This window comes from Paenibacillus graminis (genome assembly GCF_000758705.1).
Classification (GTDB): domain Bacteria; phylum Bacillota; class Bacilli; order Paenibacillales; family Paenibacillaceae; genus Paenibacillus_AQ; species Paenibacillus_AQ graminis.
In genome coordinates, this window is the sequence record NZ_CP009287.1 from 6,397,217 (window position 1) to 6,409,871 (window position 12,655).

At 49.4% G+C, this 12,655-nt stretch carries 10 protein-coding genes, 14 tRNA genes and 3 rRNA genes; 2 read left to right on the plus strand and 25 right to left on the minus strand.

The annotated features are described in order from the left end of the window. From PGRAT_RS27625 to PGRAT_RS27650, 8 genes are all read right to left on the minus strand, one after another. Complete coding sequence (locus PGRAT_RS27625; protein WP_025705231.1) at nucleotides 1–1,962, minus strand: phage tail tape measure protein; 1,962 nt, start codon at nucleotides 1,960–1,962, stop codon at nucleotides 1–3. Between the two features lie 199 nt (nucleotides 1,963–2,161). After that, nucleotides 2,162–2,584, minus strand: a complete 423-nt coding sequence (locus PGRAT_RS27630; RefSeq protein WP_025705232.1) for a phage tail assembly chaperone — start codon at nucleotides 2,582–2,584, stop codon at nucleotides 2,162–2,164. Between the two features lie 160 nt (nucleotides 2,585–2,744). Next, a complete protein-coding gene (locus PGRAT_RS27635) occupies nucleotides 2,745–3,209 on the minus strand; it encodes a phage tail tube protein (RefSeq protein WP_025705233.1) in 465 nt (154 codons plus the stop codon). A gap of 1 nt (nucleotide 3,210) precedes the next feature. After that, nucleotides 3,211–4,533: a phage tail sheath family protein gene (locus PGRAT_RS27640; protein WP_042267517.1), complete on the minus strand. Its 1,323-nt coding sequence runs from the start codon at nucleotides 4,531–4,533 to the stop codon at nucleotides 3,211–3,213. Beyond that, entirely contained in the window at nucleotides 4,533–4,709 is a 177-nt protein-coding gene (locus PGRAT_RS33820) for a hypothetical protein (protein ID WP_167337240.1), read from the minus strand. Before PGRAT_RS33820 ends, PGRAT_RS27640 begins: the two co-directional genes overlap by 1 nt. Next, nucleotides 4,706–5,119 carry a phage tail terminator family protein gene (locus PGRAT_RS27645; RefSeq protein ID WP_025706745.1) on the minus strand — a complete coding sequence of 138 codons (414 nt, stop codon included), beginning with the start codon at nucleotides 5,117–5,119 and terminating at the stop codon, nucleotides 4,706–4,708. The genes PGRAT_RS33820 and PGRAT_RS27645 overlap by 4 nt, the downstream gene beginning before the upstream one ends. A gap of 100 nt (nucleotides 5,120–5,219) precedes the next feature. After that, nucleotides 5,220–5,381, minus strand: a complete 162-nt coding sequence (locus tag PGRAT_RS33565) for a hypothetical protein (protein ID WP_155990450.1) — start codon at nucleotides 5,379–5,381, stop codon at nucleotides 5,220–5,222. 228 nt (nucleotides 5,382–5,609) lie between these two features. Next, nucleotides 5,610–6,125 (minus strand): ArpU family phage packaging/lysis transcriptional regulator, encoded by a 516-nt coding sequence (locus PGRAT_RS27650; RefSeq protein ID WP_025706746.1) that lies wholly within the window; start codon nucleotides 6,123–6,125, stop codon nucleotides 5,610–5,612. Nucleotides 6,126–6,435: 310 nt separating this feature from the next. On the opposite strand from PGRAT_RS27650, the gene PGRAT_RS27655 reads away from it, so the two are divergent. Together PGRAT_RS27655 and PGRAT_RS27660 are read left to right on the plus strand one after the other, a co-directional pair. Next, nucleotides 6,436–6,885: a helix-turn-helix domain-containing protein gene (locus PGRAT_RS27655; protein ID WP_025706747.1), complete on the plus strand. Its 450-nt coding sequence runs from the start codon at nucleotides 6,436–6,438 to the stop codon at nucleotides 6,883–6,885. A gap of 37 nt (nucleotides 6,886–6,922) precedes the next feature. Beyond that, complete coding sequence (locus PGRAT_RS27660; protein WP_025706748.1) at nucleotides 6,923–7,336, plus strand: ImmA/IrrE family metallo-endopeptidase; 414 nt, start codon at nucleotides 6,923–6,925, stop codon at nucleotides 7,334–7,336. Between the two features lie 153 nt (nucleotides 7,337–7,489). On the opposite strand, the gene PGRAT_RS27665 is transcribed toward PGRAT_RS27660, so the two are convergent. The 17 genes from PGRAT_RS27665 to rrf (PGRAT_RS27745) form a co-directional block, all read right to left on the minus strand. Next, nucleotides 7,490–7,563 (minus strand) — tRNA-Pro (locus PGRAT_RS27665). Nucleotides 7,564–7,578: 15 nt separating this feature from the next. Further along, a tRNA-Gly gene (locus PGRAT_RS27670) sits at nucleotides 7,579–7,652 on the minus strand. A 12-nt stretch (nucleotides 7,653–7,664) separates the two neighbouring features. Further along, nucleotides 7,665–7,738: transfer RNA gene (locus PGRAT_RS27675), tRNA-Pro, on the minus strand. Between the two features lie 139 nt (nucleotides 7,739–7,877). Further along, nucleotides 7,878–7,954 (minus strand) — tRNA-Arg (locus PGRAT_RS27680). A 14-nt stretch (nucleotides 7,955–7,968) separates the two neighbouring features. After that, nucleotides 7,969–8,043 (minus strand) — tRNA-Gly (locus PGRAT_RS27685). A gap of 11 nt (nucleotides 8,044–8,054) precedes the next feature. Next, nucleotides 8,055–8,135 (minus strand) — tRNA-Leu (locus PGRAT_RS27690). 16 nt (nucleotides 8,136–8,151) lie between these two features. Further along, nucleotides 8,152–8,224 (minus strand) — tRNA-Lys (locus PGRAT_RS27695). Between the two features lie 5 nt (nucleotides 8,225–8,229). Then, nucleotides 8,230–8,303 (minus strand) — tRNA-Gln (locus PGRAT_RS27700). A 52-nt stretch (nucleotides 8,304–8,355) separates the two neighbouring features. Then, nucleotides 8,356–8,431 (minus strand) — tRNA-Val (locus tag PGRAT_RS27705). A gap of 159 nt (nucleotides 8,432–8,590) precedes the next feature. Next, nucleotides 8,591–8,665 (minus strand) — tRNA-Glu (locus tag PGRAT_RS27710). Between the two features lie 11 nt (nucleotides 8,666–8,676). After that, nucleotides 8,677–8,752, minus strand: a tRNA-Thr gene (locus PGRAT_RS27715). A gap of 1 nt (nucleotide 8,753) precedes the next feature. After that, nucleotides 8,754–8,829, minus strand: a tRNA-Asn gene (locus tag PGRAT_RS27720). Nucleotides 8,830–8,835: 6 nt separating this feature from the next. Continuing rightward, nucleotides 8,836–8,952 (minus strand): 5S ribosomal RNA (rrf, locus tag PGRAT_RS27725). Between the two features lie 145 nt (nucleotides 8,953–9,097). Then, nucleotides 9,098–12,024, minus strand: a 23S ribosomal RNA gene (locus PGRAT_RS27730). 155 nt (nucleotides 12,025–12,179) lie between these two features. Beyond that, nucleotides 12,180–12,255: transfer RNA gene (locus tag PGRAT_RS27735), tRNA-Ala, on the minus strand. Nucleotides 12,256–12,303: 48 nt separating this feature from the next. Next, a tRNA-Ile gene (locus tag PGRAT_RS27740) sits at nucleotides 12,304–12,380 on the minus strand. Nucleotides 12,381–12,427: 47 nt separating this feature from the next. After that, nucleotides 12,428–12,544 (minus strand): 5S ribosomal RNA (gene rrf / locus PGRAT_RS27745). Between the last annotated feature and the right edge of the window lie 111 nt (nucleotides 12,545–12,655).

A 12,655-nucleotide genomic window follows, 5' to 3' on the forward strand; every position in this document is an offset into this window, starting at 1 on the left:
TTACGTATACACCCCCTGGGCCGTAGAGACAAATTCCTCATTCAGCTTTTGCCCGATCTTGTTGATGATCGTATCGATGTCCCCGGCATTGTTGATGTTGCCCGTGGTCACCTGCACCGTGGGCGTCAGCTCCACAAAGTTCTGAATGGCCTGAATCTCCGCCAGCTCGCGCATCATTTCAAGATCCTCGCTGGAGATGTCTACGGTGTCGTTGATGGTTCCGACCTCATTTACCCTGTTCACATTGTTCAGGTTGCCGCCCTGATTGGCAAAAAGACTGGTGGTATTCTGGGCCTGTTGTCCGCTTGCTGCCGGCTTTGTTAATTTCTCGGCCGCATCGGAAGCTTCGCGTCCTTTATCAGAAAATGCACTCGAAATACTATCGACCTTGTTGTCTGTCCATTCTTTAGCCTGTGTATAGCTGGAGTTAAAAGCATCTTTCGTATCAACGTAATCTTTATGTTTCGTTTCCTGCTTAGTAATATTCTCAGGCGGTTCCAGCGTTTTGAATTCTTTACGGTACTTATCCACCAGCTCGCTGGCGGCATGGGGAACCTTAAGTCCATCCAGATCAATCTTAATAGTGCCAATCCCCATCTTATCGAAGAAAGGAATTTTGCTTAACGCTTCAGCCATGCCGTTGAACTTGTCAACCACCCAACGGATGGCCTCCGCCATAACCTTCACAAAACCATCAGCAAAGCTCTCAACACCAACCGCCATATTATAGAGGACATCCAGCGTACCCATACCTAAGCCATATAACAATTGCTTCACAAAAAGAATTGCAGTATTAACTCCATTAACAATGCCGTCCCAAACCACGTAAAATCCATTTTGCAGGCCTATCCAAATATTTTGGAAAACCGCCATCAACCAGCTGAACGCCCCCGCGATAGCCCCTACAACCTGCCCCGCCGATATCCCTAGATTCTGAAAGATTAATATCAGAGCCGCGATTACCGCAATCACGATTAGAATCGGCCAGTTCGCAGCCAGCCAGGCTGCAGCAAGCAAATATACCTGAACGATCATAGCCGCCAGATAGACAACCGCTATCGCGATAAGAATCGGTTCAATAATCGCCCAATTCTCCTGCACCACACCAACCAGCCATAATAATCCATCCACAATCATGCCGATTACATTGGCTATCACCAGAAAGCCATTTGCCAGTGCGTCAATCGTTGGGGCCAGTTGGCCGGAGGTGAGCGCTTTACTCAGTGTATCCATTACAGGCCGCAGGGCCCCCAGCGCCTTTTCACCGATTTTGCCCATTGCCGTATCCACATTTTTATTCAACTTGTTCCAGTCGGCAATATCTCCTGGTTTTACAGCAGCCTTAACTGCCTTCTCCCCGAAAGACTTAATCTTGTTGAACGGGGTAACCCAGTCCGCAGTCTTCAAAAAATTCAGTATCTTGGAATCTGGTTGTGGCGGCGTTGGAGGGACTGGCGGAACCGGAGGCTCTTTTTTCAAATTGATCTTGGGTGTAGATACAGGCTCAACTTTAACTTCAGGTTTCTTTTCTTCTTTCTTTTCTTCCTTTTTTGCTTTCTTTTCGAACCCTTTCCACCATTCCACCTTTTTGGCCTTTTCTTCTTCCTTCTTAGCCGCCTGTACGGTTGGAGAAGCATTCAGCATACGCACCCCAAGCTGCTGGGACTGACCCGCCTGCTGACTCTGTCCGGCAACAACGTCTCTGGAGACCAGAATTTGCGGCGGCATTCGCTTGAAGCCTTCCAGCAGCGTATCATTAATATCCAGCAAAGATTGGTTAACTTTGTCCAAGGAACGGTTTAATTCATCACTGGAGCGTGTAAGTGCTGCTTGCATTCCCTTAATTGAACGGTTGGCAAGATCCAGCTTGACACCAATACGCAGGGACTGTTTATTTAACACTTTCCAGATCGCAAGCGACTTGACCGGAAGCATCACGGCTCTAGAAACATCTATTCTCATTCTTCCACCCCCTTCATCCCCTATCTCCTCTTCCCCTTGTTCCGCGACTGCTCCCGCTTCTCCTTCTCCACCCGGACAGCGATCATCGCATAGATGGCAGCGCGCTCGCGCGAAGTCAGCTTCATCAGCTCATGCGGTAAAATGTGCAGCTCGTGGAGGGCGTAATAAGCCAGGTTGGCTTCACTGTCGCCCCCGTTGATTAGTTTTTTACTTCATCCACCAATTCGTTCATGTCAGTGCTGAAGCCGTTAAGCGCCTGCACCCGTTCACCAAGTGCCGCGAATTCGCCGGGGAGCAGCATTTTACGCAGCAAGGCCTCAGCACCAAGTACATTATAGGAACGCTGCAGTTCCGCATTTTTCAGATCGGGATGCACTACGCTCGAAGTCATCAACTTGGCCATATAGTCATTGGGATCAATCTCGGAGGTATACACCCCATTTTTCCCCTTAACCTTGCGGGTAGCCGCCTTGCGGCATTCCTGGTTCTCATCCTCGGTCATGCTGCGCAGCTTCCAGGCCACAGGATGCCCCTCTTTATCCTTAAAGCGCTGGGAAACCACAAATTCCTCCGTTGTATCACAGTCCACATTTTGCGCAAAAAACATACTTAATTCACTCATTGTTTATTCTCCTCCAAAATGTTGTGAGCTTAAGCTACCAGATTCACTTCGTACCAAACCCGCTCTGGAAGCAAAGACTTAGGTTATACCGGACAGATAGAGAAGAGACCCGCCGCCTGCTGCGTCCGGGCCGTACTTGCTCAGATCTGTATTGCTCTTATTACTGAACTCCAGGGCTGCCAAATGCCTGGGCAATCTGTACATCCTCAAAGGTAAAGCTGACTTCTTCCTCCAGTGCATCCGACTCCGTATCCAGTGAAGCCATAATCACGCTGTCCAGGTTTACACCTTTCAGAATGATCCGCTGCGCCCCGACACTTGATGAAGGGTCATCATTAGTAACCTCGATATCGAAGTACTGATCCACACCTGTATGCATGTAGTCGAGCATCATTTGACGGAAACGGCTGGTCATATAAAAAATCGTCATCGTGCCGCTGCCCGACCATCCGGTCGCTTTATGCTGCACCCCCCGGCGTCCGAGTGTTTTCACTTCCGCTTTTGTTTTCTCCACGGTGGCTTCAAGCGTTTTTACATAGAACATCTCTTCTGTTTGTGTGCCAATCACAGCATAAGCACGGCCTTCCTGGCCGGAAAGAGTATCGCTAGCCTTCAAAAATGCCATCTTAGACCACCTTCACTTTCATATATACTTTTTCTACCGAATCGACCGGTTTTACAGCTACATCCAGAACGATGCTGTCGCTATCCGTACCGGCTGCAACCACAACATCACTCTGAGCCTTAAAATCTTCAATGGCCCCGATATTCTGCAGATCATTCATATAAGTCGCACATTGCGACCAGAACAAGGCCCGGCCATCTTCATTATTGGCAACCTTGCCGATGTAGTACGTTTCAAAGATAGACTTCAAATCATTTGCAATCCCATCCAGCACACGGAGTACACGGTTTTTGGAGAAGGCTCTGCCTTTATCCGGTGCATAAGCCGTAAAAGTGTTAATATCCTGCTCCACAACAGCCCGTCCGCCGCTGTAAGTGAAGAGAAATTCACCGCCCAGCAGGGCTTCTGTCGTCTCAGAATGGCTGAGGCGCACATCGGCATCTATGGCATCATCATAGGATTGATGAGTCAGGGACTCGTTTACGGCAGCAGCTGCCGTAGCACCGGCTACCCAGGCAACCGCGTGCTCACCATCAATAGTAGTCCCATCGCTCAGTACAACCCCGTTTTTCACACTGATAATGCCCTCATGGCCGGCAGCAGCATAATCAGACACTACAGCCTGCACCTTTTTGCCTTCCGTATCCCGGAGCCGTTTCACAAAAGCGCTATACAGCGCCTTCAGCGAATTGTCCTTGGACAGCAGCCCGACCGTCTGGAACTCTTGAACTTCAAGGGCACCCAGGAAATCACTATGCGCTGCGTTCGTTACTGTACCACTCGCTCCACCTGCAAGACGCATACCTGCCGTCAGAGTCAAGCCCTCAGTCCCGTTCTTCTGGAACGTGACATAATCGTTAGCTGTGAGATCATCCGCGTTGCCAACAGTTTGTTTATCCAGCTCTGTTCCGCCTACAAGTGTTTTCACATCGAACAAAACATTATTTTCAATATTTTTTTCAATGATTACAGAGATATCATTACCACGCTCGCCACCATACTTGGCCGTAACCTGCAGACCATTATTCGTTACCGCTGCTTTCACGCCTTCATTCAAACGATAGAGCAGCAATGTGCTAGCCCGCTTCAGCGCTTCGCGCACCGGCAGCAGGGAAGGATGCCCCAAATCGTAACCCAACACCTTTTCAAAATCTTCCTGGGCAGTAATCTTTGTAATGACTCCCGGTGCTCCCCAAGAAAGAGAAAGCGCGAGCGCTGTAATGCCACGTGTCCCCATTTTGCCAATTGCACTTTGATTTGATGCTACATTCACGTACACCCCAGGGCGCACCTTATTTTGCGTTGTCCATGTTCCACCAGCCATTAGATAACCTCCTTAGTTAAAAAGCTCTTCAGTTGCTCTCTTGCTTCTTCCAGCGTATAGCTCTGATCCTCGAGCAAAATAACGTTCAGCACATCTTTTTCCCCAGGGGAAAAGTGCGACGAGTTTACAATCTGCTTTGTGCTGAAAGCTGTGTCACTCACTTCATTTGTATTCATTTCAGTCTTTCTCCTCCCGTCATATGACCCATAGGCACCTTCTCAACTGCTGCAGTTTGCAGATAGATCATGAAATCAGCCGTAAACAGCGGTCCTTTCCCTTCAGCGCCTGCCTCCCAAGCTTGTCTAATTACGCGAAAAGCCTCGCCTTCACGCTCCATAGAAGCCAAAGCTTCACTTAAGCCATCAGCCATATTCTCCGCATTCAGGCGGCTTCCTTGTTCATAACGGATACCAAAACGATAGACCGCCAGGTATCTGCCCTCCCGCTGCCTGTCAAGCGTTGCCGAGATTAACCCAGGCTCAAAATAAGCAGCCTGCGGTTTTTCCCCGCTAACATATACCGGTACATCCGGAAAGTAGCGGCCAAGGGCAGCATTGATGTGATTCCGCAATTGTTGTACAGACATAATAAGCATCCTTTCCTGACCCTGCTGGCACGATCACCCGATGGCATTAACCTTTAAGTCCATTAATAATTAGCCTTGTATTCCCCCTCTCATAGGTAAACTAAAAACGGATATCCCCCTCTGCAGGAGTTATATCCGCCTTGTAATGTGGCAGGTGCCAGAAGAAGCTTTCACCGTGAAAAATCAGGTATTCGTCTTTTACAAATGGCTGAATTCTTGGAGCATTCATGCTCCTGCGGTGTCCTTCTGCTTCATTTGCCATGCTAACATCATACCCCCTTTATTTCCGCATGGAGCCGGTATTCGGACGAGATTATAGAGAACATTGAGAGGATTCAGGGCGGTTTTTAAGCGGTTAAAACTTAATTCCCTTTCGATAGGCTGCTAGGGCATATTCCTTCCCAACAAAAAAGCTGCATCATCCCTTCGGACAATACAGCATTCGCTTTTTATTCGAACTTCAGTGTTCTATTTATTTTCACCTCACTCCCTAATATGAGCTCGGCAGTCCCCTGTTGTTCAGCTCTTCTTGCTTCATAGATGATCCGTTTTTCAAAAGTGAATCGAGCGACAACAGCCCCAGGTCCGTCAGTGCAAGAGCCATCTTGTAGAATGCCTTGGACCGTATTTTAACATAAGTATCCTTGCTGACCGGCGGATCAAATACATGATTGTATACGGTGTAATCATATACCTCATCTCTGCGCATATAGCGTTCCCGCACGAGCTGCTGCTCCCGCTTGTCCAGCCTGTCCACTACCGAATCCAATGCAGCACAGTAGGCTCTTCTTGCGGCAGGAACATCTACGTTATGAGTGGCTACGGCAGCGGTCTGGTCAGTAATGGTGTGGGTCGGACCGTGAAATCTCTCGGAGTAGGAATACGTTATACCCGCTTCCTTTGCTTCAAAAGTAACCGTCTTAAAAATACGGTACTTCTCCAACATGCTCTCTATAGTGGTTTGTGTACGACGGCGGTCCAGTTCAGGTAAAGAAGATAAATTCATCATCATATATGCACTCCTTTGCATTTGGGCTGGTTTCGGATGATTATTGCAGAAGTTTCCTGAGATATGTGGTAAAATTCTTCTTGTTCGTATATTGTTCGCCTTTTCCAATAATATACCACCTTATTACCAATTCCGTAAAATCCCATATAAGGCCGTTTGTAAGGAGAAAATACCTATTATCACGATTTCTCTTAGTTACACGACGGGTATTACCTTTTGGCATTATTGTTCACTTCATGTTTACCTATTGACAATAATGGCTTATATTATTATTAATAGAGCAATAGGTGATAAGGAGTGATCAACGATGGCAGAAGAATTCGGCAATTACCTGAAACAGCTTCGGGAACACAAAGGGCTGACAATCAATCAGCTGGCCTCTCTTGCAGGCATAAGCGGTGCGCAGATCTCCCGGATCGAAAACGGACTGAGAGGGGTGCCGAAACCAGCTACCTTGCGCAAGATCGCTGAGGCTGCTGAGATACCCTATGAAGAGCTTATGGAACATGCAGGCTATTTAGCCGGGGATATGCTGAGCGGTGCTGAAGATAAGGTTCCTGAATGGGCCACAAATAAGGATAAGCGGGATTTCCGCAAAATGCTGGAGGATGACGGGGAGCTTATGTTTGACGGGATTCCTTTGAATAAAGAAGACAAACAGCGGATTAAAGATGTGTTGACCGGTCTCTTCTGGGATGCCAAGAAGATGAATAAAAGAACGATACCCAAGCACGATTCAAGCAGCGGCAAGAGTTGAATAACATCACATACATTAATATGCGTGGGTGAAGAATATGGATGAGATCATCAATAAGTTGATCAAAAAATATAAAACGAACAGCCCCTTCGAGCTCTCCGAAGCACTAGGCATACATATTCGGTTCATGAACCTTGGACAGAGTACGAAGGGTTTGTATTACCGGAAGCTTAGACGAAGATTTATCGTAATTCATAATGAGCTTCCTTTGGAGTGGCAGCGTTTTGTTTGTGCGCATGAGCTCGGCCATGACCGCCTGCATAAAGGAATCAACCGTTTTTTTCTGGAGGAGAATTCTTATTTTTCGCCTGGAAAGCTGGAACGCCAAGCTAATTTATTTGCCGTCAAGCTCTTATCGTCCGGGAGTTCACCCGAACAAGAGGAGCCTTTATTGAGCTATTACCTGCGGATTGGCATTCCACCGGAAGTCATCTTTTTTTTGGACGAGTAAGGAACATATGTTCTCTTTAGCGCCAGAATATAGTAATTCATGCCATAAACTTCTTCATGCTATTCGTTTGAATTCAAAAACAAATAAAATTTCTTAAATACAAAAAAACTCTTACAAAAGTAAGAGTTCATTGCCAGCTCACAAGCTGAACGATCGGGATGACACGATTTGAACATGCGACCCCCTGGTCCCAAACCAGGTGCTCTACCAAGCTGAGCTACATCCCGTAACTTATAAAATTATGGAGCGGGTGATGGGAATCGAACCCACGCTATCAGCTTGGAAGGCTGAAGTTCTACCATTGAACTACACCCGCACAGGTGTAAAATCGGGATGACACGATTTGAACATGCGACCCCCTGGTCCCAAACCAGGTGCTCTACCAAGCTGAGCTACATCCCGTTAAATATTCAAGAAATAAAATGGCGCCCTGAGAGATACGGCTGCTTACGCATCCGATTGCGAAGTAATCCTATCGAAGCTTATGCTCCAACGAACTCGTTCGAATCTGGAGGACACTTTGAAGATTCAAGAAGTAAAATGGCGCGCCCTGAGAGATTCGAACTCCCGACCTTTTGATTCGTAGTCAAACGCTCTATCCAGCTGAGCTAAGGGCGCAAAAATTAAACCTATGGAGCGGACGACGGGAATCGAACCCGCGACCCTCGCCTTGGCAAGGCGATGCTCTACCGCTGAGCCACGTCCGCAAATAAAGTAATGCGCGTGAAGGGACTTGAACCCCCACGTCGTAAGACGCCAGATCCTAAGTCTGGTGCGTCTGCCATTCCGCCACACGCGCATGATACTAATAAAAGTGAGCCATGAAGGACTCGAACCTTCGACACCCTGATTAAAAGTCAGGTGCTCTACCAACTGAGCTAATGGCTCCCATTTGGCAGGGGATATAGGATTCGAACCTATGATGACGGAGTCAGAGTCCGTTGCCTTACCGCTTGGCTAATCCCCTATGATGGATACCTATAGTGTGCCCACAATCACTTTCAATATGAGAACGATTATGGTGGAGGCTGAGGGGTTCGAACCCCCGACCCTCTGCTTGTAAGGCAGATGCTCTCCCAGCTGAGCTAAGCCTCCATATGTATGGTTGTCCTCAAGGGAAAATAATTGATCAAAATATTGGGTGACCCGTATGGGATACTCTTCACTCCGTTACGAGATTGCGATGTATTCCTTACGAAGCCGATGCTTCAACGAACCTAATGGATTCTCATCCCAGAATTCGAAGATGTAAATTGGTGACCCGTATGGGATTCGAACCCATGTTACCTCCGTGAAAGGGAGGTGTCTTAACCCCTTGACCAACGGGCCTCAAAAACTTGTGGAGCTCTCAACCGGATTCGAACCGGTGACCTCTTCCTTACCATGGAAGCACTCTACCTACTGAGCTATGAGAGCATGGCTCCCCGAACAGGACTCGAACCTGTGACAACTCGATTAACAGTCGAGTGCTCTACCAACTGAGCTATCAGGGAATATATGCTTGGCGGCGTCCTACTCTCCCAGGACCCTTCGGTCCAAGTACCATCGGCGCTGGAGGGCTTAACGGTCGTGTTCGGGATGGGTACGCGTGGAACCCCTCCGCTATCGCCACCAAACGGGCACTTGCGGTACAAATGCGTAATTCAGGTCTCAGCATCGCCAAATGCTGAAAGCAAATCTTCATCATGTGGCCACTTGGACCGCACGACTTACAATTTGATTCCTGAAAACTGAATCCGAAACGAATCTGCGTTTTACTTTTTGGATAAGCCCTCGACCGATTAGTATTGGTCAGCTCCATGCATTGCTGCACTTCCACCTCCAACCTATCTACCTCGTCGTCTTCAAGGGGTCTTACTAATTGGGAAATCTCATCTTGAGGGGGGCTTCACGCTTAGATGCTTTCAGCGCTTATCCCGTCCGTACGTAGCTACCCAGCCATGCTCCTGGCGGAACAACTGGTGCACCAGCGGTACGTCCATCCCGGTCCTCTCGTACTAAGGACAGCTCCTCTCAAATTTCCTGCGCCCACGACAGATAGGGACCGAACTGTCTCACGACGTTCTGAACCCAGCTCGCGTACCGCTTTAATGGGCGAACAGCCCAACCCTTGGGACCTACTTCAGCCCCAGGATGCGATGAGCCGACATCGAGGTGCCAAACCTCCCCGTCGATGTGGACTCTTGGGGGAGATAAGCCTGTTATCCCCAGGGTAGCTTTTATCCGTTGAGCGATGGCCCTTCCATGCGGTACCACCGGATCACTAAGTCCGACTTTCGTCCCTGCTCGACTTGTAGGTCTCGCAGTCAAGCTCCCTTCTGCCTTTGCACTCTTCGAATGATTTCCAACCATTCTGAGGGAACCTTTGAACGCCTCCGTTACTCTTTAGGAGGCGACCGCCCCAGTCAAACTGCCCGCCTGACACGGTCCCCGTACCCGTTTAGGGTACCAGGTTAGAACCTAGATACGATCAGGGTGGTATCCCAACGGCGCCTCCACCGAAGCTTGCGCTCCGGCTTCTACGGCTCCCACCTATCCTGTACAGATCGTACCCAAATTCAATATCAAGCTGCAGTAAAGCTCCATGGGGTCTTTCCGTCTTGTCGCGGGTAACCTGCATCTTCACAGGTATTAAAATTTCACCGGATCTCTCGTTGAGACAGCGCCCAAGTCGTTACGCCATTCGTGCGGGTCAGAATTTACCTGACAAGGAATTTCGCTACCTTAGGACCGTTATAGTTACGGCCGCCGTTTACTGGGGCTTCGGTTCACAGCTTCGGGTTGCCCCTAACCGCTCCCCTTAACCTTCCAGCACCGGGCAGGCGTCAGCCCGTATACTTCGCCTTGCGGCTTCGCACAGACCTGTGTTTTTGCTAAACAGTCGCTTGGGCCTTTTCACTGCGGCCCCCTCGGGCTATTCACCCTACCGAGGCACCCCTTCTCCCGAAGTTACGGGGTCATTTTGCCGAGTTCCTTAACGAGAGTTCTTCCGCGCGCCTTAGAATTCTCTTCTCGCCTACCTGTGTCGGTTTGCGGTACGGGCACCTTCTCCTGGCTAGAGGCTTTTCTTGGCAGTGTGAGATCATGACCTTCGCTACTGTAATTTTCGCTCCCCATCACAGCCCAGCCTTACGGTGTGCGGATTTGCCTGCACACCAGCCTCACTGCTTAGACGGACATCCATCAGTCCGCGTCACTACCCTCCTGCGTCACCCCATCGCTCATAGCGGATTACGGTGGTACAGTAATTTCAAACTGTTGTCCTTCGACTACGCCTGTCGGCCTCGCCTTAGGTCCCGACTTACCCTGAGCGGACGAGCCTTCCTCAGGAAACCTTGGGCTTTCGGCGGATCAGATTCTCACTGATCTTTTCGTTACTCATACCGGCATTCTCACTTGTATGCGGTCCAGCGCTCCTTACGGTACACCTTCAATCTACATACAACGCTCCCCTACCCCAGATACATACGTATCTAGCCATAGCTTCGGTGGTGTGTTTAGCCCCGTTACATTTTCGGCGCAGAGTCACTCGACCAGTGAGCTATTACGCACTCTTTCAATGGTGGCTGCTTCTAAGCCAACATCCTGGTTGTCTGTGCAACTCCACATCCTTTCCCACTTAACACACACTTGGGGACCTTAGCTGATGGTCTGGGCTGTTTCCCTTTTGACAATGGATCTTAGCACTCACTGTCTGACTCCCGGCAAGAAGTCCATGGCATTCGGAGTTTGACTGAGCTTGGTAACCCTTGCGGGCCCCGCACCCAATCAGTGCTCTACCTCCACGACTCCATTCACCGAGGCTAGCCCTAAAGCTATTTCGGGGAGAACCAGCTATCTCCGAGTTCGATTGGAATTTCTCCGCTACCCCCACCTCATCCCCGCATTTTTCAACATACGTGGGTTCGGGCCTCCAGTGCGTGTTACCGCACCTTCACCCTGGACAGGGGTAGATCACACGGTTTCGGGTCTACGTCCACATACTTAGTCGCCCTATTCAGACTCGCTTTCGCTGCGGCTCCGGCTTCTCACCTTAACCTTGCATGTTAAACGTAACTCGCCGGTTCATTCTACAAAAGGCACGCCATCACCCATAGATCGGGCTCTGACTTTTTGTAAGCACACGGTTTCAGGTTCTATTTCACTCCCCTTCCGGGGTGCTTTTCACCTTTCCCTCACGGTACTGTTTCACTATCGGTCGCCAGGTAGTATTTAGCCTTAGCAGATGGTCCTGCCGGATTCATACGGGGTTTCACGTGCCCCGCACTACTCGGGATCCGTCTCGGAGGGAACAGGGTTTAGGTTACAGGGCTCTTACCTCTATCGCGGGCCTTTCCAGACCTCTTCGCCTACCCTATTCCTTTGTAACTCCATGTGAGACGTCCCACAACCCCAAGGGGCAAGCCCCCTGGTTTAGGCTGTTCCGCGTTCGCTCGCCGCTACTGACGGAATCACTATTGTTTTCTCTTCCTCAGGGTACTTAGATGTTTCAGTTCCCCTGGTCTGCCTCTGCATACCCTATGTATTCAGGTATGAGTAACTGCGAATTACCACAGCTGGGTTTCCCCATTCGGACACCCCCGGATCAAAGCTTGCTTACAGCTCCCCGAGGCAGTTTCGTTGTTCGCCACGTCCTTCGTCGGCTCCTGGCGCCTAGGCATCCTCCGTGTGCTCTTATTAGCTTAACCATGCGTTTTCCCGCAGGGAAAATCGCTGTATCAACTAATAACTATTTCAACTTGCTTACACAAGTTTCAGCTAAAAGATGTTCTAAAACGCATTTTCGTTTCGGTATCCAGTTTTCAAGGATCAAGGTCTTGCCTATACTCTTTTAAAACAAGTTTGGTGGAGCCAAGCGGGATCGAACCGCTGACCTCCTGCTTGCAAGGCAGGCGCTCTCCCAGCTGAGCTATGGCCCCATACATTCATCTCAAAGGTGAGATGCCGTTTGGAGATTAATTGTTATATGGTGGGCCTTGGTGGACTCGAACCACCGACCTCACCCTTATCAGAGGTGCGCTCTAACCAACTGAGCTAAAAGCCCATATAACATATATAACATTTAGGAATCAACCAAAGGATTGGTTGTCCGCTTGGCGGCGTCCTACTCTCCCAGGACCCTTCGGTCCAAGTACCATCGGCGCTGGAGGGCTTAACGGTCGTGTTCGGGATGGGTACGTGTGGAACCCCTCCGCTATCGCCACCAAACGCATACGAAAGAGACTTGCTCTTTCAAAACTGAACACGAGTGAGTGTTCGAACCCAAGGGTTCTAATGGAAGTCAAGCTTCCGATTTGAATGTTTCCATTGCAGGAAACG

Bases quoted from the DNA above. Each gene is read 5' to 3' on its own strand.
- PGRAT_RS27655 (WP_025706747.1), top strand. From the start codon at position 6,436: ATGGCAGAAGAATTCGGCAATTACCTGAAACAGCTTCGGGAACACAAA.
- PGRAT_RS27630 (WP_025705232.1), bottom strand. From the start codon at position 2,584: ATGAGTGAATTAAGTATGTTTTTTGCGCAAAATGTGGACTGTGATACA.
- PGRAT_RS27625 (WP_025705231.1), bottom strand. From the start codon at position 1,962: ATGAGAATAGATGTTTCTAGAGCCGTGATGCTTCCGGTCAAGTCGCTT.
- PGRAT_RS33820 (WP_167337240.1), bottom strand. From the start codon at position 4,709: ATGAATACAAATGAAGTGAGTGACACAGCTTTCAGCACAAAGCAGATT.
- PGRAT_RS27640 (WP_042267517.1), bottom strand. From the start codon at position 4,533: ATGGCTGGTGGAACATGGACAACGCAAAATAAGGTGCGCCCTGGGGTG.
- PGRAT_RS27645 (WP_025706745.1), bottom strand. From the start codon at position 5,119: ATGTCTGTACAACAATTGCGGAATCACATCAATGCTGCCCTTGGCCGC.
- PGRAT_RS27650 (WP_025706746.1), bottom strand. From the start codon at position 6,125: ATGAATTTATCTTCTTTACCTGAACTGGACCGCCGTCGTACACAAACC.
- PGRAT_RS27660 (WP_025706748.1), top strand. From the start codon at position 6,923: ATGGATGAGATCATCAATAAGTTGATCAAAAAATATAAAACGAACAGC.
- PGRAT_RS33565 (WP_155990450.1), bottom strand. From the start codon at position 5,381: ATGGCAAATGAAGCAGAAGGACACCGCAGGAGCATGAATGCTCCAAGA.
- PGRAT_RS27635 (WP_025705233.1), bottom strand. From the start codon at position 3,209: ATGGCATTTTTGAAGGCTAGCGATACTCTTTCCGGCCAGGAAGGCCGT.